The sequence below is a fragment of the Streptomyces shenzhenensis genome (assembly GCF_021462265.1).
GTDB lineage: Bacteria > Actinomycetota > Actinomycetes > Streptomycetales > Streptomycetaceae > Streptomyces > Streptomyces shenzhenensis.
Genome location: NZ_JAJONF010000015.1, coordinates 152,208 through 174,653, shown reverse-complemented (window position 1 = coordinate 174,653; position 22,446 = coordinate 152,208). Strand labels below are relative to the sequence as shown.

The 22,446-nt window shown below is 71.8% G+C and carries 21 protein-coding genes and 2 pseudogenes; 12 read left to right on the top strand and 11 right to left on the bottom strand.

The features are described from left to right. Positions 1 to 34: 34 nt before the first annotated feature. From LQ326_RS21090 to LQ326_RS21075, 4 genes are all read right to left on the bottom strand, one after another. Entirely contained in the window at positions 35 to 553 is a 519-nt protein-coding gene (locus LQ326_RS21090) for a hypothetical protein (protein ID WP_234538818.1), read from the bottom strand. Between the two features lie 18 nt (positions 554 to 571). Next, complete coding sequence (locus LQ326_RS21085; RefSeq protein ID WP_234538817.1) at positions 572 to 868, bottom strand: hypothetical protein; 297 nt, start codon at positions 866 to 868, stop codon at positions 572 to 574. A gap of 143 nt (positions 869 to 1,011) precedes the next feature. Further along, positions 1,012 to 1,962 carry a M56 family metallopeptidase gene (locus LQ326_RS21080; protein ID WP_234538816.1) on the bottom strand — a complete coding sequence of 317 codons (951 nt, stop codon included), beginning with the start codon at positions 1,960 to 1,962 and terminating at the stop codon, positions 1,012 to 1,014. Positions 1,963 to 1,993: 31 nt separating this feature from the next. Continuing rightward, positions 1,994 to 2,371 carry a BlaI/MecI/CopY family transcriptional regulator gene (locus LQ326_RS21075; RefSeq protein ID WP_234538815.1) on the bottom strand — a complete coding sequence of 126 codons (378 nt, stop codon included), beginning with the start codon at positions 2,369 to 2,371 and terminating at the stop codon, positions 1,994 to 1,996. 213 nt (positions 2,372 to 2,584) lie between these two features. On the opposite strand from LQ326_RS21075, the gene LQ326_RS21070 reads away from it, so the two are divergent. The 4 genes from LQ326_RS21070 (at position 2,585) to LQ326_RS21055 (ending at position 6,575) form a co-directional block, all read left to right on the top strand. After that, a complete protein-coding gene (locus LQ326_RS21070; RefSeq protein WP_234538814.1) occupies positions 2,585 to 3,817 on the top strand; it encodes a glycosyltransferase family 4 protein in 1,233 nt (410 codons plus the stop codon). 82 nt (positions 3,818 to 3,899) lie between these two features. Further along, complete coding sequence (locus LQ326_RS21065; RefSeq protein WP_234538813.1) at positions 3,900 to 4,736, top strand: undecaprenyl-diphosphate phosphatase; 837 nt, start codon at positions 3,900 to 3,902, stop codon at positions 4,734 to 4,736. A gap of 40 nt (positions 4,737 to 4,776) precedes the next feature. Further along, positions 4,777 to 5,376 carry a Chromate resistance protein ChrB gene (locus LQ326_RS21060; protein WP_372496905.1) on the top strand — a complete coding sequence of 200 codons (600 nt, stop codon included), beginning with the start codon at positions 4,777 to 4,779 and terminating at the stop codon, positions 5,374 to 5,376. 38 nt (positions 5,377 to 5,414) lie between these two features. Further along, complete coding sequence (locus LQ326_RS21055) at positions 5,415 to 6,575, top strand: MFS transporter (RefSeq protein ID WP_372496908.1); 1,161 nt, start codon at positions 5,415 to 5,417, stop codon at positions 6,573 to 6,575. Between the two features lie 7 nt (positions 6,576 to 6,582). On the opposite strand, the gene LQ326_RS48350 is transcribed toward LQ326_RS21055, so the two are convergent. After that, positions 6,583 to 7,203: an ATP-binding protein gene (locus LQ326_RS48350; RefSeq protein ID WP_308401982.1), complete on the bottom strand. Its 621-nt coding sequence runs from the start codon at positions 7,201 to 7,203 to the stop codon at positions 6,583 to 6,585. A gap of 112 nt (positions 7,204 to 7,315) precedes the next feature. Here LQ326_RS48350 and LQ326_RS21045 point away from each other — a divergent pair, with 112 nt between their 5' ends. The 3 genes from LQ326_RS21045 (at position 7,316) to LQ326_RS21035 (ending at position 10,030) form a co-directional block, all read left to right on the top strand. Further along, positions 7,316 to 7,843 (top strand): zinc-binding dehydrogenase, encoded by a 528-nt coding sequence (locus LQ326_RS21045; protein WP_234538839.1) that lies wholly within the window; start codon positions 7,316 to 7,318, stop codon positions 7,841 to 7,843. A 66-nt stretch (positions 7,844 to 7,909) separates the two neighbouring features. After that, a complete protein-coding gene (locus LQ326_RS21040) occupies positions 7,910 to 8,587 on the top strand; it encodes an HdeD family acid-resistance protein (RefSeq protein WP_234538810.1) in 678 nt (225 codons plus the stop codon). A gap of 504 nt (positions 8,588 to 9,091) precedes the next feature. Next, positions 9,092 to 10,030 carry a diacylglycerol/lipid kinase family protein gene (locus tag LQ326_RS21035; RefSeq protein ID WP_308401980.1) on the top strand — a complete coding sequence of 313 codons (939 nt, stop codon included), beginning with the start codon at positions 9,092 to 9,094 and terminating at the stop codon, positions 10,028 to 10,030. A 605-nt stretch (positions 10,031 to 10,635) separates the two neighbouring features. On the opposite strand, the gene LQ326_RS48345 is transcribed toward LQ326_RS21035, so the two are convergent. The 3 genes and pseudogenes from LQ326_RS48345 to LQ326_RS21020 all read right to left on the bottom strand — a co-directional run bounded on the left by LQ326_RS48345 (position 10,636) and on the right by LQ326_RS21020 (position 13,178). Next, positions 10,636 to 11,607 (bottom strand): XdhC family protein, encoded by a 972-nt coding sequence (locus LQ326_RS48345; protein ID WP_308401979.1) that lies wholly within the window; start codon positions 11,605 to 11,607, stop codon positions 10,636 to 10,638. A 48-nt stretch (positions 11,608 to 11,655) separates the two neighbouring features. Then, positions 11,656 to 12,138: pseudogene (locus LQ326_RS21025) on the bottom strand (molybdopterin cofactor-binding domain-containing protein); the annotation flags it as partial. 134 nt (positions 12,139 to 12,272) lie between these two features. Then, positions 12,273 to 13,178, bottom strand: coding sequence for an AraC family transcriptional regulator (locus tag LQ326_RS21020; protein WP_234538807.1), 906 nt, complete (start codon positions 13,176 to 13,178; stop codon positions 12,273 to 12,275). Between the two features lie 139 nt (positions 13,179 to 13,317). Between LQ326_RS21020 and LQ326_RS21015 the strand changes: the two genes are divergently transcribed. The 3 genes and pseudogenes from LQ326_RS21015 to LQ326_RS21005 all read left to right on the top strand — a co-directional run bounded on the left by LQ326_RS21015 (position 13,318) and on the right by LQ326_RS21005 (position 14,998). After that, positions 13,318 to 13,635 (top strand): putative quinol monooxygenase, encoded by a 318-nt coding sequence (locus LQ326_RS21015; protein ID WP_234538805.1) that lies wholly within the window; start codon positions 13,318 to 13,320, stop codon positions 13,633 to 13,635. A 59-nt stretch (positions 13,636 to 13,694) separates the two neighbouring features. Continuing rightward, a pseudogene (locus LQ326_RS21010) lies at positions 13,695 to 14,183 on the top strand (alpha/beta hydrolase fold domain-containing protein); the annotation flags it as partial. 56 nt (positions 14,184 to 14,239) lie between these two features. Next, positions 14,240 to 14,998, top strand: a complete 759-nt coding sequence (locus tag LQ326_RS21005; RefSeq protein ID WP_234538804.1) for an SDR family NAD(P)-dependent oxidoreductase — start codon at positions 14,240 to 14,242, stop codon at positions 14,996 to 14,998. A gap of 636 nt (positions 14,999 to 15,634) precedes the next feature. Here the strand turns inward: LQ326_RS21005 and LQ326_RS21000 are convergent. The 3 genes from LQ326_RS21000 to LQ326_RS20990 all read right to left on the bottom strand — a co-directional run bounded on the left by LQ326_RS21000 (position 15,635) and on the right by LQ326_RS20990 (position 18,874). Then, positions 15,635 to 16,480, bottom strand: a complete 846-nt coding sequence (locus LQ326_RS21000) for a class II fructose-bisphosphate aldolase (RefSeq protein ID WP_234538802.1) — start codon at positions 16,478 to 16,480, stop codon at positions 15,635 to 15,637. A 190-nt stretch (positions 16,481 to 16,670) separates the two neighbouring features. Further along, complete coding sequence (locus LQ326_RS20995; RefSeq protein ID WP_234538799.1) at positions 16,671 to 17,561, bottom strand: SIS domain-containing protein; 891 nt, start codon at positions 17,559 to 17,561, stop codon at positions 16,671 to 16,673. 77 nt (positions 17,562 to 17,638) lie between these two features. Beyond that, the gene (locus LQ326_RS20990) at positions 17,639 to 18,874 is read right to left on the bottom strand and encodes a Gfo/Idh/MocA family protein (RefSeq protein WP_234538798.1); all 1,236 of its coding nucleotides are present in this window, start codon (positions 18,872 to 18,874) and stop codon (positions 17,639 to 17,641) included. A gap of 657 nt (positions 18,875 to 19,531) precedes the next feature. Here LQ326_RS20990 and LQ326_RS20985 point away from each other — a divergent pair. Together LQ326_RS20985 and LQ326_RS20980 are read left to right on the top strand one after the other, a co-directional pair. Further along, positions 19,532 to 20,347, top strand: coding sequence for an endo alpha-1,4 polygalactosaminidase (locus LQ326_RS20985; protein ID WP_234538796.1), 816 nt, complete (start codon positions 19,532 to 19,534; stop codon positions 20,345 to 20,347). Positions 20,348 to 21,110: 763 nt separating this feature from the next. Continuing rightward, on the top strand, positions 21,111 to 22,439 hold the full coding sequence (locus LQ326_RS20980; protein ID WP_234538795.1) for an ABC transporter substrate-binding protein: 1,329 nt from the start codon (positions 21,111 to 21,113) through the stop codon (positions 22,437 to 22,439). The last annotated feature ends 7 nt before the right edge of the window (positions 22,440 to 22,446 follow it).

The following is a 22,446-nucleotide window of genomic DNA, read 5'->3' as shown; positions in this document are numbered from 1 at the left end:
CGCAGTGCGATGTGCTGTTGGGTGGCGGGCGCTGCTAGCGCACCCAGCCCGTGAAGCTCTGTCCGACCGTGCGGGTTCGCTGCGGCGTGCGCGGCTGCGCGCCGCCGTCGACCGCGGCCGACACGGCCCGCACCAGCCACGCGTTGACCGACAGCCCCTCGCGGCTCGCGGCCTCCTCGGCCCGCGCCTTGAGAGGAGCCGGCAGGCGCAGGTTGACCCGAGCGGTGCCGCCCTCGTCGCCCTCGGCGGGCGCCGTCGCCCTGATCGGTTCGACGGGCGCGGCGCACGCTTCCGCGTAGCCGCCACCGGCCGGCGGCAGCGTCACCACGAAGTCGGGGTCGAGCCCGCGCAGCCGTACGTCGACCGACCCGGGGGCTAGTTCGCGGGTGATCTCGTCCATCGCGGCGGAGAGCACATTGAGCATGGTCAGCCGGGTCGCCGACTCCAGTGGAGCCGTCAGCCGCTCGGCCAGCTCACGGGCGTCGTCCCCGCCGGCTTCGGCGGCCACCGCGAGTTCACGGCGAAGGGTCTCGACGTAGGGGGTGAGGTCCATGGCGCCATGGTGGCACCACTATGGCGCTATCCGCAAGCCTGAATGGTGCCACGGGTGTGGCAGTCCCCCGCTTCCTTCCCTGAACTGCGGAAACCACGGGACGTGGCCCTTCGCGGCGGTGGCGACGGGCAGGGCCACGATGAAGGCCGGGTGCGGTGAGCCTTCCGAGTTGCCGGTGGCGTTCTCGGTGACGAGGTGGTGCCAGGAGCCGCCGATCCGGGCGGGCGGTAGCGCGGAGTGGCCCAGGCTGGAGACGGGGAAGAGCTCGGTCACGCCTTGCGGGGCGCCGGTGACGACGGCCTGGAGACAGGGCAATTCGGTCGCGGAGTTCCCTCGGAGCCACTGCTTCTATACGGGTGTAGAAGGTCTACGCGAAAGTAGACGATGGCGGGAGGGGGCTGCAACCTGTTCGTGCGGGGCGTGCCCGAAAGGGCGTGCGGGGTTCTCCCGGGATGGGGTCAGGAGACGCCGACGGTCGCGAGCAGCAGGTGGAGGTCGTGGGCGGCCTCGGCTGCGCCCAGGGCGGCCGCGGCGAGGACGGCCGCGGTGGCGGCGGTGAGGACCGGGTGGCGTCGCAGGGGCGGGGCGAGGAGTGCGGCGACGCGGCGCGGGACCGGGCCGGCGGAGGCGAGCCGGTCGCGGTGGCCGCGGATTCCGAAGATGCCGAGGGCGGCACCGGCCATGCGGGAGAGGGCAGGGGCGTGGTGGGCGGCGAGGGCGGCCTTGCCGACGGTGCGGGCGACCCGCCTGCGGTCGCCGGTCGAGGCGGCCGCGTTCTCGTCGGCCCAGCGCTCGATGGTGTAGGTGACGGCGACGGCGAGGGGGCGCAGCAGCGGGTTGGCGGCGGCGCCGAGCTGGGCGAGCGCGACGAAGGCGTAGTGGTGGGCGGTCAGGTGGGCGCGCTCGTGGGCGAGCAGGATGTCGTGCTCGGACTCGTCCAGGGCGTGCAGCATCCCGGTGGAGACGACGATCCGGCCGGGCAGCCCGGGGAGGGCGAAGGCGTCGGGAGCGTCGTTCTCCGTGACGACCAGGCCGTCGCGCGCGGGCATGCAGGCGGCCTCCCACGCGGCGGCGGCCAGGGAGCGGGCGCGCCGCCACAGCATCCTGGCGGCCATGACCGCAGCACCGGCGAGCAGCAGGCCGGCGAGAAGCGAGACGGACAGCTGGGTGGGGTCGTCGTGCTGTGCGGTGTGAGCCGACCAGTGGCCCAGGGCGGCGAGTTGCGGGACGCGGATCAGGCCGGCCACGGCCAGGAGGCCCAGGGAGACGGTGGTCGCCGCGCCCAGGATCAGGGACGAGGCGGTGAGCAGCCAGGTGGCGAGCCGGGGTTCGCAGCGCTCGGCCAGTGGGCGCGCGCCGAGCGGGGCGACGACCGAGAGCAGCAACGGCAGGTAGACGGCGACGTGCATGGCGAGCGGCCCCTTCCTGTTCCCGCCGGACCTACTGGTCGGGGCCGAGCAGCTGACGCAGCAGCTCGGCGTCCGTGTCGGACAGCTCGTCGGCGAAACGGGCGAGGACGGTCTCCCGGTCCGGCCGGTCCTCCAGCACGGTGTGCATGCGGCGGGCGGCGAAGCCGGCGTCGTCGGTCACGGGCGCGTACGCGAAGGCGCGGCCACGGGCGACGCGGCCGAGCAGGCCCTTGGTGTGCATGCGGGTGAGGATCGTCACCACGCTGCTGTACGACAGCTCGCCGCCGAGCCGCTCGACGACCTCACCCGGGGTCAGCGCACCGTCGGTCCGCTGCAGCAGGGCGAGGATCTCGGCCTCGCGTACGCCGTTGGCCCGCTTGGGACCGCGCCCCTCCGCCTGACCGCCCATGGGTTTGCCGTTCTCCCGCTCGTCTTCTACAGTCGCGTAAAACTTCTACGGCCGTGTAAATGCTGCCGTCGTCCGAGTGTGCCATGCGTCCGCGTCCGGGAAAAGCGAGGACGGCGGAGGCCGGAGAGGATCCCAGGTGCCGCAAGCCCCAGAGGTACTGCGCGCCCGCCGCCGTGTGCTCGACATGACAGAGCCGCTCCGGGCGGGCGTGGTATGAAGATCACTTTCCTGATCCACGACATCTACGGCATCGGTGGCACCAACCGCACCACCCTCAACCTCGCCGCGGCGTTCGCCGACCGCCATGAGGTGACGATCGTGTCCGTCCGGCGGCACCGCACCCGCCCCCGGTTCGCCGTCGACCCGCGGCTGACGGTCGTACCCCTCGTCGACGTTCGCAAGGACGCCACGGAGTCCGACCTGGCCGACCCGCTGCTGCACGAGCCGTCCCGGGCCTTCCCCACCGCCGAGAAGCGCTACCATCAGTACAGCCGCCTCACCGACGTCCGGGTCGAGGAGTACCTGCGGGCCTGTGACGCGGACGTACTGATCGGCACCAGACCCGGCATCAACGTCTACCTGGCCCGCTTCGCCCCGCCCGGCGCCCTGCGCATCGCCCAGGAACACCTGACCCACGACAGCCACAGCCCGAAGCTGCGCGCCCGGCTCGCGCGTCACTACCGCGGTGTGGACGCGGTGGTCACGACCACCGAGGCGGACGCCACCGTCTACCGGGCGAAGATGCGCCTCCCGGGAGTCAGGATCCTGGCGATCCCGAACGCCGTGCCCGAGCCGGGGCTGCCGCCCGCCGACGGGACCGCGAAGGTCGTCGCCGCGGCCGGACGCCTGGCCCGCGGCAAGCGGTTCGACCTGCTCATCGAGGCGTTCGCCGACATCGCCGCCAGGCACCCCGACTGGACCCTGCGCATCTACGGCACCGGCCCCGAAAAGGACCGCCTCCAGCAACTGATCGACGACCGTGAGCTGGGCGGCCGGGCGGCGCTGATGGGCGTGGCCTCGCCGATCGAGGCCGAGTTCGCCAAGGCGTCGATCGTCGCCTCCGCCTCCGACGCCGAGTCCTTCGGCATGACCCTGGTCGAGGCCATGCGCTGCGGCGTCCCGGTGGTCTCCACCGACTGCCCGCTCGGTCCGGCCGAGATCATCCACGACCGCGTCGACGGCCGCCTCGTCCCCATGGGTGACCGCAAGGCGCTGGCCGCCGCGCTGCTCGACCTGATCGCCGACGAACCGGGCCGCCGCCGGATGGGCCGCGCCGCTCGTCAGGCCGCCCACCGCTTCGACCCCGCTCGGGTCGCGCAGGTCTACGAGGACCTCTTCGCCGAACTCGCCGCCACCCGCGCCTCCCGCAACCGGGAGCGCGCCACATCCCGTTGGCGCGTCCGGGCGCGCCGGGCCGTGCGCAGCCTGCGCGGACCGCGCCGCTGAATCCCCGCCGTCGCCTACGCGACAGCCCCGCCGCTCAGCCCACCGCCTTCGTCTCACCCACTCACCGCAGAAAAGGACCCCGATGAGCGCCATCAGCCTCGGTCAGGCCGTCGTACTCGGCATTGTGGAGGGGGTGACCGAATTCCTCCCGGTCTCCTCCACCGGCCACCTGAAGATCACCGAGGGGCTGATGAACATACCGGTCGAGGACACCTCCGTGGTCGGCTTCACCGCCGTCATCCAGGTCGGCGCGATCGCCGCCGTACTCGTCTACTTCTTCAAGGACATCCGGCGGATCGTTGCGGCCTGGGGGCGCGGGCTGGCCGACAAGAACGAGCGGTACCACCACGACTACAAGTTCGCCTGGTGGGTCATATACGCCACGATCCCGATCGTCGTGGTCGGCCTGGCCGCCAAGAAGCTCGTCGAGGGGCCGCTCGGATCGCTGTGGGTGGTGGCCGCCTCGTTGATCGTCGGGTCGGGCGTGATGTGGGCCGCCGACCAGATGGGCCGGCACAAGCGCGGCGAGGACGACACCACGTTCAAGGACGCGATGCTGGTGGGCAGCGCCCAGATCCTCGCCCTGCTCTTCCCCGGCTTCTCCCGCTCCGGCGCCACGATGTCCACGGCGCTCGTCCTGGACCTGGACCGGGTGGCGGCGACCCGGCTTTCGTTCTTCCTCGGCATCCCCGCCCTGACCGGCGCCGGCCTGTACGAGCTGAAGGACGCCGTCGGCGCCGGGGTGGGAGCCGCACCTCTCGCCGTCGGGACCGCTGTCTCCTTCGTCGTCGCCTACGGTTCGATCGCCTGGCTGCTGAAGTTCGTCGCCCGGCACTCCTTCAACGCGTTCGTCATCTACCGCGTCGTCATCGGCGTGGCCCTGCTCGGTCTGCTGGCCACCGGGACGCTGACCGCCTGACCCTGTCGACCGCCACGCGCGCTCACTCACTCACACGGTCATGAATGTAACGCCTGCTACATTCGTAGCTGTGGCGAATGCGGAACCGATGGGCCGCTGGCTCGTCCTCGTGACCAGACTGCCCGCCCAGCCGTCGCGGCATCGGGTGGGGGTCTGGCGGGAGCTGCGCAGGATCGGTGCGCTCTCGCTGGGGCAGGGCGTCTGGGCCGTGCCGGACGTCCCCGTCTTCGCGGACGGCATCGCCCGCGCGCTGGAGCTGACGGAGGCGGGGGAGGGGCAGGCGGTGACCCTCAGCGCGTCCGGGCGGGGGCCCGAGGACGCGGCCCGCTTCCAGGCTCTGTTCACGGCCGCGCGGTCGGAGGACTGGACGGAGTTCCTCGCCGACTGCGGGAAGTTCGAGGAGGAGCTGGCGAAGGAGATCCGGATCGCCAAGTTCACCCTCGCCGAGCTGGAGGAAGAGGAGCAGTCGTTGGAGCGGCTGCGGCGCTGGCACCGCGATCTCACCGCGCGCGACGTGTTCGGCGCACCGGAGGCCGCCGAGGCCGGCAAGCGGCTCAAGGAGTGCGCCGCCGCCTGCGAGGACTACGCGGAACGCGTCTTCGCGGCCCTGCACGGCACATCGTTGGCCGACGACCGATGAGCCGGACGGCCAAGACCCGGTCGGCGCCGGCCCGGCAGATGTGGCCGCTGTACGCGGCCGGGTTCACCACTGCCTTCGGCGCGCACGGCATCGCCGCCAGTCTGGGCGGCGATGCCGAGGGCGCGGTCACCTCGCTGCTGGTCCTGGGCGGACTCCTTGCCCTGTACGACGGCGCCGAGGTGCTCCTGAAGCCGGTGTTCGGCACCCTCGCGGACCGGGTCGGGGCGCGTCCTGTCCTGCTCGGCGGCCTTGCCGCCTTCGCCGTCGCCTCCGCGTTGTACGCCATGGCGGACAGCCCGGGTTGGCTGTGGGCCGCCCGCCTGGGCCAGGGCGCGGCGGCCTCCGCGTTCTCCCCGTCGGCCTCCGCGCTGGTCGCCCGGCTCAACCCGGCCGCCAAGCACGGCCGGGCGTTCGGCAGTTACGGCTTCTACAAGTCGATCGGCTACACGCTGGGCCCTCTGCTGGGGGGCGTGCTGGTGTGGGCCGGCGGGCTCCGGCTGCTGTTCGCGGTACTGGCCGTGCTCGGCGCGGCGGTCGCCGTCTGGGCCGCGGTCGCCGTGCCCGTCGTACCGCCGCTGCCCAAGATCCGGCAGACGGTCCTCGACCTCGCCCGCCGCCTGTCCGACCCCGCCTTCCTGGTCCCGACGTCCGCGCTGGCCGGGGCGACCGCCGCCCTCTCGGTCGGCGTGGGCTTCCTGCCGGTCTCGGGCCGGGCCGCCGGCCTGGGGACGGTGGCCACCGGTGCCGCCGTGTCGGTGCTGGCCGCCTGTACGGCGGTGGTGCAGCCGCGGGCCGGGCGGGCTCTGGACGCGGGGCGCCTGACGACCCGGTCCGGCATCACCGCGGGACTGCTGCTCACCGCCGCCGGGCTGGGCTGCGCGATGCTGCCGGGGCTGACCGGGGTCCTCCTGGGAGCAGCGCTGACCGGCGTGGGAGCCGGCCTGATCACCCCGCTCGGCTTCGCCGCGCTGGCCTCCTCGACCCCTCAGGAACGCCTGGGCCAGACCATGGGCGCCGCCGAGCTCGGCCGCGAACTCGGCGACGCCGGAGGGCCGTTGCTGGTCGCCGTCATCGCCTCGTTCACCACCCTCACCCACGGCTACGCCGCCCTCGCCGTCCTGCTGGCCCTCGGCCCCCTGCTCACCGCCGTGCGTCGCCGCGCCACCGGGAGCCGAGTACCGGGTCCGTCCACCCGGTAGCCTCGATTCAGAGGTGATCCGCCATGCCCGCACCTCCACTGCCCGGAGTCTTCGCCGACCTGGCCCCGCTGCTCGACCACTGGGGGTACGCGGCGGTCGGCGGTCTGCTCTTCCTGGAGGACTTCGGCGTGCCGGTCCCCGGGGAGACGGTGCTGATCGCCGCAGCCGTGTACGCGGGAGCGGGGCAGCTGAACGTGGTCGCGGTGGCCGTGACGGCGTTCGTCGCCGCGGGCGGGAAGCCGGGTCCGTCGTCGTCCATGCGTACGCGCACGCTGCCGTCGTGGACGGCGGTCGTGACGCGGACGTCTCCCCTGCCGTGCCGAAGCGCGTTGTCGACGACGTTGCCGATGGCCGCCACCGGCCAGCGGGCGTCGACGTCGACGGCCGCGTCGTCCGCGTCGGTACGCAGGCCGGGTCCGGCCCGTTCGGCGGCGTGCCGATACGGGGACACGGCGGAGTCGACCAGCTCGGCGAGTCGTACGGGCGCCCGGGTGATGTGGCCGGTGCTGCCCAGTTCCCCCAGGTCGAGGACAAGCAGCCGGCCCTGTTCGTCCTGGACCCGACCCTGCGCCCGGAGAAGCAGATCAAGCCCGGGGCGAAGGGCCCGTACTCCTACGCCTCCCGCCACGGCGCCCGTCCAGCAGCGGCCGTCACCTTCCTCAGCGCGCTCTCCCAGGTCGCTGCACCTGCTGGGGCCGGGCTCGACCGCGGTCGTGATCGGGGCCGGCGGCCTGGGCCAGATGACCGTCCAGATCCTGCGCGCGCTGAGCGCGGCGACCACCGTCGTCGCCGTGGACACCGACGCCGGCAGGCTGGAGACCGCCAAGCGAATGGGCGCCGACGAGGCTGCTCTCGGGCGACGAGGCGATCGCGCCATCAAGGACATGACGGCGCAGCACGGCGCTCAGTTTGTGCTGGACATGGTCGGCGTGGACCCGACGCTGCGGATGGCTGCTCAGGTGGCCAGGATGCTCGGCCACCTGACCATTGTCGGTCTCGGCGGCGGAGCCCTGCCCGTCGATTTCTCCAGCCCGCCGCACGAGTGCTCGGTCGCCTCGCCCTACTGGGGCTCCCTCACCGAACTGATGGAAGTGATCACGCTCGCCCAGCAGGAGAAGATCAAGGTGCTGGTCGAGCACCTCCCCCTGCAACGCGCGAACGAGGCTTACCAGCTCCTGAACGACGGCAGGATCCAAGGACGTGCCCTCATCACCCCCCCACGCGTGAATGCCGCCGCGACCCCCAGCCCTTCCCACCGAGCAACATGACGCTGATCGGGTGACGATCGACAGGTACGGACGTGACCGTGCTGCTGCCACTAGGAGGCAGGTGCCATGACATTTCCTTCCGATTCCTCCGGGCCCGTTCCGCCGCGCGTCACCGAACCCCAAGAGGCTCGCCTGACCGAAGGCATGTCCGCCGTGGCGAACATGGGCTGGCAGATCCTGCTCACCATGGGCCTCGCCACCATCGCCCTGGGTGTCATCGCCCTGGTCTGGCCGGGCGAGACGCTCCGCGTCGTCGGCATCCTCTTCGGTGTCTACCTGCTGGCCACCGGCGTCTTCCAACTCGCCGCCGCCTTCGGCACCCACGTCGCCCGGCACCTTCGCGTACTGCACTTCGTCACCGGCGCGGCCTCCGTCCTGCTGGGACTGATCTGCTTCCGGGGCTCGCTGGAGTCAATTTTCCTGCTCGCCCTGTGGATCGGCTTCAGCTGGCTGATGCGAGGCACCCTGGAGACGGTCGCCGCGGCCTCCGATCAGGCCATGCCCGCACGCGGCTGGCATGTGGCCTTCGGCATCATCGGCACCATGGCCGGCATCGTGATGATCGTCATGCCGTTCGCCTCCATCGCGACACTCACCCTGGTGGTGGGCGTCATGGCCATAGTTCTCGGCCTGACGGAGGTGGTACGGGCCATCATGACACGCGTCGAGATCGGCCACCTGGCTGTCGGCACGCCCGCCCGGCGGCGCCGCCTGTTCCACGCACGTCCGCACCCCCAGCACTGACCGGAGGGCGGATCGCCCGGCGCGGCGAGCGGCGGCCTCCACTCATCGCAGTAGCGCGCGGCTGTGATGACGATCGATCCGGGCGTCGCCCGTCGCCCGTCGCCAGTCGCGCCCGATTGGCCGGGGCAATCTCGGGCATCGGCCCGTCAGGGCCGCACTCACGTTCCGCCCAAGCCGGCGAAGTCCCGATCAGGGCCCGCCCGCCACCAGGGAATGGGACAACCGGCGCATGCCTCGGCCGTCCCCCAGGGAACGATCTCGAGGCAGCCGTGTCCGGCTGCGGCGGTCCTGGTGCCGGGTGCGGCTCTCCAGGCCGGGCTGCAAGCTGATGCCGTAGGTCGGAACTGTCGAGGGAAGTGTCATGGTGGCGGTGGCCGCAGGCGCAAGCGCCGGATCGTCGGTCTGGCAGAGGGCGGCGCTGTCGGCCACGGGCGCGATCGCGGCAGTCCTGTTGCCACCAGTGATGTGCGCCGGGCTGGCACACGCGGCTTTAGGGTACGCGCCGTGACCGAGAACGCGTCGCGACTGACGACCGGCGCACGGCGGCCCTATCTGATCGTGAATCCGCGTTCGGGGGGAGGGAAGGCAAGCCGGTTCCGCATCGCGGAACGAGCACGTGTGATCGGTGCTCAGGTTTTCCTGATCGATCATTCCCTGCCCCAGGACCTGGCGACTGTTGCCCGACGTGCGGTGGATGACGGTGCGGACCTGCTGGGGGTGGCCGGCGGAGACGGTACGCAGGCGCTTGTCGCCGAGGTGGCCGCGGAGAGCGGCCTGCCCTTCGTGGTCATTCCGGCGGGTACCCGCAACCACTTCGCGATGGACCTCGGTCTGGACCGTGAGGACCCTTCGGCCGCGCTGGAGGCCCTCACGGATGGCGTCGAGCTGCGCGTGGATCTGGGATACGCAGGCGAGCGGGTTTTCGTCAACAACGTGTCGTTCGGTGCCTATGCCGCCCTGGTGCGGGATCCCGCCTATCGGGACGACAAACTTGGTACGGCAGTGCGGATCCTTCCGGAATTCCTGGCCCGCCACGAGGGCCCGGAGCTGGTGGTTCGCGCAGGGACGCTCACCGTGCACGGGCCGGATGCCGTGCTGGTGAGCAACAACCCTTACCCACTGGATGACCCGGTCGTGCTCGGCAGGCGTGCGCACCTCGACTCCGGCCTCCTGGGAGTACTGGCCGCCAGGGCGGAGACGCCGGCCGAGACGGTCACGAGGCTGCGCAGCGGGCGACCTGACGGCCTCACCCGTCTCGCCACGTCCGACGACGTTGTCGTGTACGCCGACGTCCCCGCCCTTCCCGCCGGGCTGGACGGCGAAGCTGTCAGCCTGCCGACGCCCGTGCGGTGCCGCATCAGTCCTCGGGCGCTCCGGGTATGGGTTCCCCGGCATCGTCCCGGCGCCGGGACCTCCGGGCGACTACCGGGCCGGGGCGCCTGAACCGGCTGGACACCACAACGGCGACTTGTGCGCGCCTTCGGGCACTGACCAACTGGCGTCCCGGCGGCAGGAGAGTGGAGCCGGCGCGACACGCCAGCGGTTACGTGCGGAGTGACCCGTGCCGAGCCGCCGTACGTAGACGACAGCGGCCAACTGCGTGCCCGCCGACAGCTGGATCTTGCCCATGCGGTTGCCGAACGGGTGGGGGCTCCCCGGACATCATGCGGACCGCGCGGGATCTCGCGGACGTCCTTGTGCCCACCTTCGGTGATCTCGCAGCAGTCGACCTTGCGGACGCCGTCTTCGGCGGTGACGAACCCGCCGAGCGGCCGGGCGGAGGGGATCTGCGTCTGCGCGACGCGGCCCCGACGCCGGTCACCGCGGCCTGGCCCGCCCGGCATCCAGCGCGGCAACCTCGTCCCACCCCTGTCCGAGCATCCCCTCCTGCTCTGCTTCCAGCACGGCGAGACGGGTCGTCTACGGCCGGGACGACTTCGTCGCGCTCCTCGGCGCCGGCCAGCACCACATCGACGCGCGCCGCCGGCGACGTTCCCGAGCGGACGGCAGACCGCCCAGGCATCGTCGTCCTTGTGCGACCTGATCGGCTAAGTGTGCGCTGCGGCCGTGGTGGCCCGGATGGGCAGACCACCGTCGCGCAGACGCCGCCCGCAGCGGCCGTTGTCCACCGCGACGAGTTCGGCGAGGATCGACAGGGCGCTCTCGGCGAGCGACGCTCCGCCGAGATCGAGGCCCGCGGGGCCGGTCAGCCGGTCAAGTCCGGGCGCGTCGGCCAGGCGCCGCAGGCGTTGCGCGTGGGTGGCCCGGCTGCCGAGCGCGGCGACGTACCCGGCGGGGCCGGCCAAAGCGGCGCGAAGAGCGCGGTCGTCGATGCGCGGGTCATGGCTGAGTGCGACGACCGCGTCGTGTACGCCGAGCGGATGGCGGGCGATCCACTCGTCGGGCCAGGCACGGACGACGTCGGCGGTGCCGGGGAAGGCCCCGGAGGCGACATGGCCGGACCGTGGGTCCAGGACGACGACCGGGCGGTGCAAGGTCCCGGCCAGGGTGGCCAGGACTGCGGAGAGATCTGTTGCGCCGACCAGCAGCAGCCGTGGCCGACCCACCAGTTCCTCGGTGAACGCGGTTCCCACGTCGGTCAGTTGGCTGACAGCGGATGCTGTCGACCAGCGGTGAGGCGGCCTCAGCCCGACCCGCACCGCGAGCGGGCGGTCGTCGGCCAGCGCCGTGGTGATGGCGGAGTGCACAGGTTCGGGCGGCGCGGGCGTGACGAGGACGCGCAGTGCGCCGGCGCAGGCGGGAGCGTCCTCCCAGGGCAGCAGGTCGTCCCCGGGTGACACCGCGGTCACATGGGGCGGGGCCCCTGCCAGGACGGCGCGGGCAGCGTCCAGGACGATGCCCTCGACGCAGCCGCCCGACAGTGAGCCGCGCCACGTACCGTCCGCGGCGACGGCCATGGTGGCGCCCAGCGGTCTTGATCCGGGACCGTCACGGCCCACAAGCCGGGCCAGCGAGACGGGCCGGCCTGCCCGACGGTGGGCGTCGACGAAGGGCCACACTTCGGGGCAGCGACGGCAGCGGTCTCAGCGCCCCTTCTCGTGGACGGTTCACAACGTCGGTTGTTCCTCGAGCACGCGGTCCGGACGGATGGGCAGGGTCCGCTGGCGGCGGCCGGTGGCGTGCCAGACGGCGTTCGCGATCGCGGCCGCCGTGCCGACGGTGCCGATTTCGCCGACGCCCTTGAGTCCTGACGGGTCGCCGGGTTCGTAGTCGGGTACGAAGTCGGCTTCGATGCCAGGTATGTCGGCGGGTGCGGCGATGTGGTAGCCGGCGAAGTCGGTGGTGATGTGCCGTCCCGTCGCCGGATCGCGGGCGCCTTCTTCGTGCAGGGCTGTCGACAGCCCCATGACCATGCCCCCGACCAGTTGACTGCGCGCGAGGAGCGGGTTGATGACGCGGCCCACGGCGAACATGCCCAGAAGCCGCCGCACGCGTACCTCGCCGGTGGCCGGGTCGACGGTCACTTGGCAGAACACGGCGCTGTAGGAGTGCCGTTCCATGGGTGGCAGCGCACCGAGCGACTCGCCGGTACGAGGGCCTGGCCTCGCGGACCGGTGAACGCCGGCCAGGGGAGGCTGCTCACCACGACGGCCGCCGCGCCAGGGCCCCGGTCGGCGAGGACGCGGGGCAGTTCCCAGGCGGACTCGCGGAGTCCAGTCCGGATTCAGGGAAGGACACCCGAAGGAGTACGCACGGCCTGACGCAGTCGGACCGCGTCCTTGCTGGGGGGCGCCCCGAACTGGCGGCGGTATTCGCGGCTGAACTGTGACGGGTTGTCATAGCCGACGCGGTGGCCGACGCCGGTGACGTCGCCCGGACGGGTGGCGAGCAGCAGTCGCGCCTCCTGCAGCCTGATCTGTTTCTGGAACTGAATGGGGCTCATCGCGGTCACCGCCTGGAAGTTGCGGTAGAAGGCGGAGACGCTCATCCCGGACATCCGCGCCACGTCCTCGACCCGGAAGGGCTCCGCGTAGTGCTCGCGGATCCAGCCCACGGCCCGGGAGACGTGGCTGAGGCTGCTGTCGGCCAGGCCGAGTTGGCGGACTGTCGCGCCCTGGTCGCCGGTGATCAGGCGCCACAGGATCTCGCGTGTGACCAATGGGGCGAGTACGGCCCGGTCGCGGGGCTCGTCGAGCAGACGCAGTAGCCGGACCACCGCATCGAGCAGCGCGGCCGGAGCGTCGCTGACGATGATCCCCGACGGCGCACCTCCGCCGGTGCGGGGGGTGTCTCCGGGCCCGGCCTGCAACAGCAACTCGGCGACAGCCGGCGGTTCCAGCACGAGTCCGAACCCCAGCGCCGGCTGCTCGGCGTCGGCCCGGGTGAACTGCCCGCTGACGGGCAGGTCGACGGATGCGACCAAATACTGCCCGGCGCCGTACTCGTACACGCGGTCACCCAGCGCGAGACGCTTGGAGCCCTGGGCGATGACCGCCAGCACCGTGCCGGACATCGAGGGCTCCGGCGGATCCGATCGGTCGACCTTCGAGATCAGGACGCCGTCGATGGCAGTGGTCCAGTCGGGCCGGGCATGCCGGGTCAGCAGGCTGCGGAGCTCTTCGAGGGGCATGCGTCCATTGCAGCACCATTCCGCGCGCGGCTCCCATGACTACGAGGATCGTGCAAGTACGAGCGAGCATCGTTCTAGTGTTTTCGCAGGTCACCTCGGTTGAATGGCATCACCTCACTCCACTACCGAGAAGAAGGCAATGATCGCCAACTACGGTTTCAACGCCACCTTGACCGCCAAGCCAGGCATGGGCGACCGACTGGTCGACCTGCTGTTGACCGGTCTGGACGAGGGCAGTCCCGGCGCGAGCGAACTCTGTGTCGTCTACCTCGTCTCCCGTTCCGCGTCCGACCCCGACGTCGTCCACGTCACCGAGGGCTGGACCAGCGAGGAGGACCACCACCGGATCTTCGCCGGCGAGGCCGCCCAAGCCATCGTGGCGCAGATCGACGGACTGCTGGCCAAGGAATCCGAATACACCGACTACGTGCCGGTCCGGGGCAAGGCCGCCTTCTGACCTGCCGATCGCCCTACACCCAGGCCCCGGCCTTCCCCGACCGCCCCGATCGTCGTCGCGGCGCCGACGCGGGCGGCGGCCTCGCTGCCGGCGTCACCCGCTGGCCCGCGGCCTCGGCACCCCGGCGATCGCCGCGCAGGTGCTGATCGGCCCCATGCTCGACCACCGCAACACCGGCGCCTCCAGCCGCCGGTACTCGGACGGGCCCGGCGTCTGGCCTGTGAGATGAACGCGTTCGGGTGGCGCTGCGTCGTCGGCGACCTCACGATGACCAGGTACCCGCCTATGTGTCACCCGCGCCGGCCGACGACCTCTCGGGCCTGCCGGCCACCTACGTCGACACCGCCTCCGCCGAAGTCCTCCGCGACGAGGACGCCGACCACGCCATCCGTATCCGGGCGGCCGGCGGTCAGGCCGAACTCCATGTCCGGGCAGGCGGCTTCCACGGATTCGACGCCCTGTACCCGCAGGCCCACATCTCGGCCACGGCCCGCCGGGCACGCACAGTCCGGCTCGCCCGAGTCCTGCCCCCGAAGTCCGCCGCGTAGCGCGGCCCGCGCAGTCACACACAACCCACGCACGACCGCACCCCAGGAGGAACACCATGAAGGTCGCCATCGTCACGGGCGCCAGCTCCGGCATCGGACGAAGCGCAGCGATCCAGATCGCCAAACGCGGAACCGGAGTCATCCTGACCTACGGCAACAACCCGCAAGGAGGGCAGGAGACGGCCGCCGCCATCGAGAAGGAGGGCGGCACGGCCGTCGCACTGCCGCTGGACGTCGGCGAGACCGCCACCTTGGCGGCATTCCGCGACACGGTGGCCGACGTGCTGCGCGACACCTGGCAGCGCGACACCTTCGACTACCTGGTCAACAACGCCGGTTTCGCGCAGACGTCGTTGATCGAGGACACGACCGAGGAGGCGTTCGACAGCCTCATGCGGGTCCTGCTCAAGGGACCGTACTTCCTGACGCAGAGGCTGCTGCCCCTGATGGCGGACGGCGGGGCCATCGTCAACACGAGCAGCAACGCGGCGGCGACGGCCGGCCTGGAGCCCGGCTATGCGGCATACGCGTCGATGAAGGGCGGCCTGGTCGTGCTGACGCGGTACATGGCCAAGGAATTCAGCACGCGGGGCATCCGTGTCAACGCGGTCTCGCCGGGATCGACCCGCACCCGAATCGCCGACGATGCCTTCACCCGGTTCCCCGAGGTTGTTCCGGCCCTCGCCGCGAGGACCGCACTCGGCCGGGTCGGTGAACCCGACGACATCGGCGTCATGATCGCCTCACTGGTCTCCGACGAGAGCCGCTGGGTCACCGCTCAGAACATCGAGGTGTCAGGCGGTTACAACCTCTAGCCGAAAGAAGATCACTCACAAACGTGCTGCAGGGCCTACGGCTTCACTCGATCCCGCCCGCGGAAGCCGACCTGACCGTCGACGGCACCGGCCTGTCCGGCGGCGTCTGCCGGAGTCACTGGACGACTTGCGCGGCCCGGCCCAGGGCGTCGTAGAGCTACCGTTGCGCAGTCTCTTCTGCCCTGAGCAGCAGGGACGGGCTGTCGGCGTGACGCTCGTCTGCCGCTCTGGACGCCCGCACGCAGGGCAATGAGGCGTGAAAGGGGCTTTGACCTGGTCTTTTCTCGGACTCGCTCAGACCGACCTTTTCGATGACGCATCACGTGGAGTGCGTGGCGATTCTGGAGCCTGCCGGGCAAGGCAGCTGACCTGCTGTTTTCTGACTTCCTCTGGCTGCTCGACCTGTTTCCCGGCGTGGGAACACGTGAAGCCGGACGGCGCCGCGTGGCCTGCGCTTTCGTTTGAGGGGCGGGTTGTTCGGCGGGAACGGGACGTGTTCGTCATGCGCCATGACGCGTGAATGACGCACGGGCTGATGTTCCGTCAGGCGTCTACGGCGTCTGGATCAGGTGTAAAGGCGAGGCTGCCGGGCTCCTCGCCGGATTCCGCACCTCGACAAGCCGGACCGGCTCGCCGTCAGGGTGATGCGGGCGCTGTCAGTGTCGTGAGGCAGTCGGCGATCGTGTCGGTCATCGCGGACCGGGCCGGCGTCAGATAGCGGCGCGGGTCGACCAGTTCCGGCGCTTCGGCCAGTGCCCGACGGACCGCCCGAGTGAAGGCGACGTTGAGCAGCGTCCCGATGTTGATCTTCGTCATGCCGTGTTCGACGGCGGACCTCAGCGTCGGGTGCGGCACGCCGGAGGAGCCGTGCAGGACCAGGGGCACGGGCACCTCGTCCCGCAGGCGGGAGATCAGGCCGAGGTCCAGCGCGGCGGCGCGGGTGACCATGGCGTGGCTGCTGCCCACGGCGACGGCGAGGGCGTCCACGCCGGTCTCGGCCACGAACCGGGCGGCGTCCTTCGGGTCGGTGCGCACACCGGGGAGGTGCGCCGAGCCCTTGCCCCCGATCTCACCGAGTTCGGCCTCGATGAACAGGCCGTGGTCGTGCGCCCAGCGGGCGGCGGCGCGGGTTGCGGCGGTGTTCTTCTCGTCCGGCAGCCGGGAGGCGTCGTACATGACCGAACTGGCCCCGCACTCGGCCGTGCGGTGCAGCAGTTCGACGTCCTCGACGTGATCCAGGTGCATCGCGAGCCTGGCTCCGCTGCTCGTGGCTGCCGCGGTCGTGGCGGCCGCCAACGGCATGACGTCGCCGCCGTAGTGGCGGACGGCGTTCTGGCTGATCTGCACGATCGCCGGCCGGCCGGTGCGCTGTGCGGCGTCGGCGACGGCCTGGACGTGTTCCAGGGTGATGACGTTGAAGGCGGCTATGCCGGAGCCCGACGCATGGGCTTCGGCGATCAGGTCCGCGGTGCGGCAGAGCATGACGTCCTTTCGGAGAGGGCGGGCGCGGCCGACGGCCGACGGCCGTCGAGGCGACGGGCCCGGTGTCCGGGTGACGCCGGGCCCGCCTCGTCCCGGCCGATCGGGCCGGAAGGTGCGGCGTCCGGCCCGGGCGGGTCGCCGTCCGCCGCCGGAAAGCCGGCACCGGTGCAAGACGACGCCGGGTGCCGGGTCAGGAACCGGGCCGGTCCAGGATCACGGAGCGGCTGAGGGCGCGCGGCCGGTCGGGGTCGAGTCCCCTGCGCACGGCGCCGGCCTCGGCGAGCCGCTGCACCCGTACCAGGTCGGCCTGGGGGTCCTCGGGGTGGTCCACGAAGTACGCGCCCGTGGCGGCGACGTCCGCCCGCAGTCCGTCCTCGTCCGCGCCGAAGTGCCACACCAGACGACCGGGCGCGGCGATGGCGATCGGGCCGTGCCGGTATTCCAGGGACGGGTAGGCCTCCGTCCAGCTCTGGGTGGCCTCACGCATCTTCAGGGAGGCCTCGCGGGCGATGCCGTGCGCCCAGCTGCGGCCGAGGAAGGTGATCTGGTCGGCGGCGAGCCACTCCTCGGGCAGTGGCGCGTCGAGTGCCGTGCGCGCGGCCTGCGCCAGCGGCTCGGCCGACTCGCCCAGACCGACGCGCAGGGCGGTGAGCGCGGTGGTCGCGAAGACGGTCTGCACGACCGACCTCTCGTCCGCGAAGGACAGGTCGAGGACGTCGTCGGCGGCGTCGACGATCGGGGTGGATGTGCCGGCGGTCAGGGCGACGGCCGGGAAACGGCCGCGCCTGCGCTCCAGCAGGTCCAGGATCTCGGTGGTGGTGCCGGACCGGGAGATCGCCACCAGTCGGTCGTAGGTGCGCTCGTGGGGGAACTCGGAGGCCGCGAAGTGGTCCGTCTCGCCCAGGCCTCGCCGTTCGCGCAGCGCGGCGTACGCCTCGGCCATGAACCAGGAGGTGCCGCAGCCGACGACGGCAACCCGCTCGCCCGGGCGGGGCAGCAGATCCGCCGCCTCGGCCGCCACGCTCGCGGCCTTGAGCCAGGTCTGGGGCTGGCGGGCGATCTCCTCGCCTATGAACGACATGTGCGTGCTCCTTGCTGGGGAGGGACGGGCGCCGCGCACAGGGGCGCTGCGTGGGTCGGTGGGGTGCGGAGGAGGGCTCAGTCGCTCCGGGAGGCCGGGGCGCGGGAGCCGGGCTGGTGGCGCGCGAAGTAGTCGGCGAGGTGCGGGTCGAGGGCGGGGACCTCCACCGGAGCGCCGCCCGAACGCAGGGACGTGGTGGCCGCGATGCCGGTCGCGACGGCTTCGCGGGCGGCGACGGGCGACGTCTCGGTTGCGCCGCCGTGCGCGACGAAACGCAGGAACTCGTCGACGAGGGACTGATCCGCGCCTCCGTGCGGGCCGCCGGCCGCTTCGGTGGGATGCAGGGTCAGATCGGCCTCGGGGCGGTAGCCGGACCGCCGCCGGTTCCACACCTTGATCACCGGGGCGTCGCCCTGGACGCCGTCCCCGAGGTTCTCGATCCGGCCCTCGTCGCCGATGACCGTGTAGTTGCGCCAGTAGTCGGGGGTGAAGTGGCACTGCTGGTAGCTCGTGAGCACCCCGTTGTCGAGGCGGGTCAGCACCATGCTGATGTCCTCCACGTCGATGACGGGGTTGAGATCGCGGAGCGCGGACGGCGGCCAGACGCCCTCGTCGAACCAGTCCTGCACCCGCTCCGACCCCTGTGGCCGGGTACGGCGGTGCGGACTGGCCCCGTATACGGACAGGTCGCCCAGCGCGGTCACCGTGCGGGCGCAGCCGCCCGCCAGCCAGTGGATCGCGTCCAGGTCGTGCGCGCCCTTCTGGAGCAACAGGCCGGTGGTCCGGGCTCGTTCGGCGTGCCAGTCCTTGAAGTAGTAGTCGCCGCCGTGGCCGACGAAATGCCGGCACCACACGGCCCGCACGGTTCCGATCGCCCCCTCGTCGACGAGCCTGCGCATGGTGCGCAGGACCGGCAGATGGCGGAGGTTGTGCCCGACGTACAGCCGGGTGCCGGTGCGGGCCGCGGCGGTCAGGACCCGGTCGCAGTCGTCGAGGTCGACGGCCAGAGGCTTCTCGACGAACACAGCGACACCCGCTTCGAGGAAGTACAGGGCCGGAGCGGTGTGGAAGTCGTCCGGAGTGAGGACGAAGACGGCGTCCAGGCCGTCCGCGAGCATGTCCTCGTAGCGCTCGTGGACTTGGACGCCGGCCCCGAAGACCGTCCGGGCGTCGGCGCGGCCGCGCTCGGACGTGTCGGCGCAGGAGACCACGCGCGCCGAGCCGGGCCGCTCGGCCAGGACGGCCAGCCCGGCTCGCTGGCCTGTGCCGACGACACCGACGCGCAGTTCCGGCGCGGTCGGCTGGTTGGTCATGGAACACCCCTTCGTCTTCGTCCCGGACGGGGAGACGTGGCCGACGCCTGGGCGTCGTAGGCCGGTCGGAGGGTCGGCCGCGGTACGCGGTGGCCGACGGACTCGCCGCGTACCGGGGGGCGCTGACGGAGCCCGCACGGGAGGCGCGGCAGACATGCGCCACGACGCATCCCGGACCGGCGACGCACCCCGGGCTCGACCGTGACACGCCTGACAATAGATGCTTGAAAATGCTCTATCAAGGCTCACTTCAAGCATCTTCAAGCATTCTTTCTCCGCTCGGACACCGTCGCGATGCGCCGACCGGGGTTCGGGCATGGAGCCGGTGCCCGGGCGCCCAGGTGCTCACGACACGCCACCCGCCTCCACGCGAGCAACCGCGTCGCCTCCGTGGCCCGCGCGGCACAGTGACCGTCCGCCGGCTGCCGCACCCTCGCGCGGGGCGCCCCGACTCGCCTCGTACCAGGGGGACTTCGGCGGCGCGTTGACATCCTCACAAGGGATCGCTTTACTCCCGGGCAACGCCGGAGTCACGCTCCGCGTTCAGAGGCACGCCCAGCCGGTATGCGGGCCCCGCGCCGCGAGCCCGGCCCGAGTCGCCAGGACACCCCACGTGTCCGAGGCGGGGACGTGCCCGCTTCCTCTGGAGCTCACCGCATGAGCAGCCTGAACACCAACTCCCGTAAACTCGCCGGTGCGGCCGTCGGCGCTGTGGCCCTGACCGGCGCTCTGCTCGTCCAGGCACCCTCGACGCGGGCCGCGACCGTAGCCCTGCCGCCCACACACGCCGCCTTCGACTACCAGATCGGAGGCGCCTACACGCCGCCGACCGGCGTCAGGGTCGTCACCCGCGACCACACCGCCTCCCCGGCGGCGGGCCTGTACAACATCTGCTACGTCAACGCCTTCCAGGCGCAGCCGGGCGCCGAGAGCGACTGGGACTCGGACCTGTTGCTGCGCGACTCCGCGGGCAAGGTCGTCTACGACGAGGACTGGGGCGAGGCCCTCCTCGACGTCGGCACGGCCGCCAAGCGGCAGCGGATCGCCAACACGATCGGAGCCCAGATCGACGGCTGCCGGGACAAGGGCTTCCAGGCAGTCGAGCCCGACAACTACGACAGCTACACCCGCTCCGGGAACCGGCTGACGGCGAACAACGCACAGGCGTTCATCAAGCTGCTCTCCGCCCGCGCCCACGCGGACGGCCTGGCCATCGCCCAGAAGAACACCGCCGAACTGGCCGGCAACCGGACGGCCAACGGCCTCGACTTCGCCGTGGCCGAGGAGTGCGGCCAGTACGACGAGTGCGGCGACTACACCAGCGCCTTCGGCAACAACGTGATCGTGATCGAGTACACCGATGCCGGCAGGTCGAAGGCGTGCAAGGGGTGGGGCGGCACGCTGAGCATCGTCCAGCGCGACGTGGACGTCTCACCGGCCGGCACCAGCGGGTACGTCCGCAAGACCTGCTGATCGCTCCGCTGGACGTGCCGGGTCATGTGGTGGGTCGTCTGCGGCGCCGTCGCGGCTGGTCGCGCAGTTCCCCGCGCCCCTTGAGGGCGCGGTCGAACCGCGGTTGACATCGCCCGACCCCCTTGACGGCGCGTCTGCCTGTGACGGCTGGGGGAGCCGTCACAGGCAGACGTCGCACACGCCCCCGACCAATGCTCAATCATGCGCGCTTCATCGGTTTTCCAAGCAGATCCAAGCACTACTGCCTCTTGACAGCCGCCCGGCACCGTCGTTTAACTCCTGGCCAACGCCGCAGTCGAAGCACTCGGCGGCAGAGGTACGCCCAGCCGGTAGCTGGCCACGCGTCAGAAGTCCGGACTGAGTCGCCAGGACCCCGTCGGGGTCCGAGGCGGGGACGTGCCCACCAGGTTCTGGGCCCGGACATGATCCCTATCCGCGCGACTTCCCTGCGGCCGCCGTGACACGACCACCGTGCCTGGACGCACTTCCCGTGCGGACCGACCCGCCCGGCCTCGCGACGCCCGCACCCGACCGGCCTCGCACCACCTGGGACGCGTGGTGTCGGCGGCAGCGGCACGACCGCCGTCCGCCGCGTCACGCGCCCGACGCTGAGCACCGCCCGCCGCGACGCCACGGCCCACGGAGACCGGCCCCGCACCCAGCCCCGCCGGGACCACCGGCCTTCCCCGCGGCCGGAACGCCGTACACCGGACGCACCCCTTGTGCGGAAACGCGTGTCCCACACTCCACACCGGAGGTACCCATGTATGCGGTCAACCGCAGCGCGCAGCCCGCACGCCGCGACGTGCTGCGTGCCGGCGCGGCTCTGGCCACCGCGGCGGCCGCGGGCCTGTCGGCCGCCGGCTGCGCGGCGGGCGGCGGCGACGGCGTCAGCGCCGACGGCACCGTGACCATCGAGATGTGGCACGGCCAGACCGACACCGGCAGGAAGGCCGTGGAATCCCTGGTCGCCTCCTTCATGCGCAGCCACCCCCGCATCCGGGTCGAGTTGGGCGGCGGAGTCCTCGCCGACGCGATGCTCCAGAAGGTGACGGCCGCCCTCGCCGCCGGCTCCTACCCTGACATCGCCTACATCTTCGGCTCCGACCTGGCGAGCGTCGCCCGCAGCCCGCAGGTCGTCGACCTCACCGACACGGTGCGGCACGCCCCCGCTCCCTGGACGAGCTACTGGGAACCGTCGCGCGAGGCCGTGACCGTCAACGGCCAGGTGCGCGCCGCGCCTGCGCTGTTGGACTCGCTCGCCGTGGTCTGCAACAAGAAGCTCTTCCGGCAGGCCGGCCTGCCGCTGCCCGAAGCGGGCTGGCGGTGGCACGACTTCGTCGCCACGGCCAAGGCGCTCACCGACGCCGGCGGCGGACGCTTCGGCACCGGCTGGCCCGGCGTCGGCGACGAGGACACCGTCTGGCGCCTGTGGCCCATGATCTGGGACCTCGGCGGGGACGTCGTCGCCGGCGACGGCAAGCACATCGGATTCGGCGACACCGGGACCCGCGCCCTGGAGGTGGTGGCCGCCCTGGCCCGCGACAAGAGCGTCTACGTCGACCCGAAGCCGGGCAGCGAGCAGATGTACCAGGTCTTCGAGTCCGGCCGCATGGGCATGGTCGTCACCGGTCCGTGGCAGCTGCCCGACATCCAGCAGGCGAAGATCGACCACCAAGTCGTGCCGCTGCCCAGCTTCTCCGGTCGGCCGGTGACCATCAGCGGACCCGACACCTGGACCGTGTTCGACAACGGCGGCGCCCGCAAGCGGGCCGCCAAGACCTTCGTGAGCTGGCTCATACAGCCCGCACAGGACGTGCGCTGGGACATCGAGGCGGGCAGCCTGCCGCTCAGCCGCCGGGCCCGCGATCTGCCCGCCTGGCAGCACAAGGAGAGCGGCACCGAGGGCCTGGGGGTGTTCACCAAGGCCCTCGACACGGCCCGGGTACGCCCCGTCCACGCCGCCTATCCGCAGATCTCGCAGGCTCTCGGACAGGCCGTCGTCGCCGTGCTGCTGGGGCGGAGCAGCCCCGCCGAGGCACTGCGCGCCTGCGCTGCCGATGCCAACGCCGCACTGCTCATCCCGCGCTGAGGAGCCC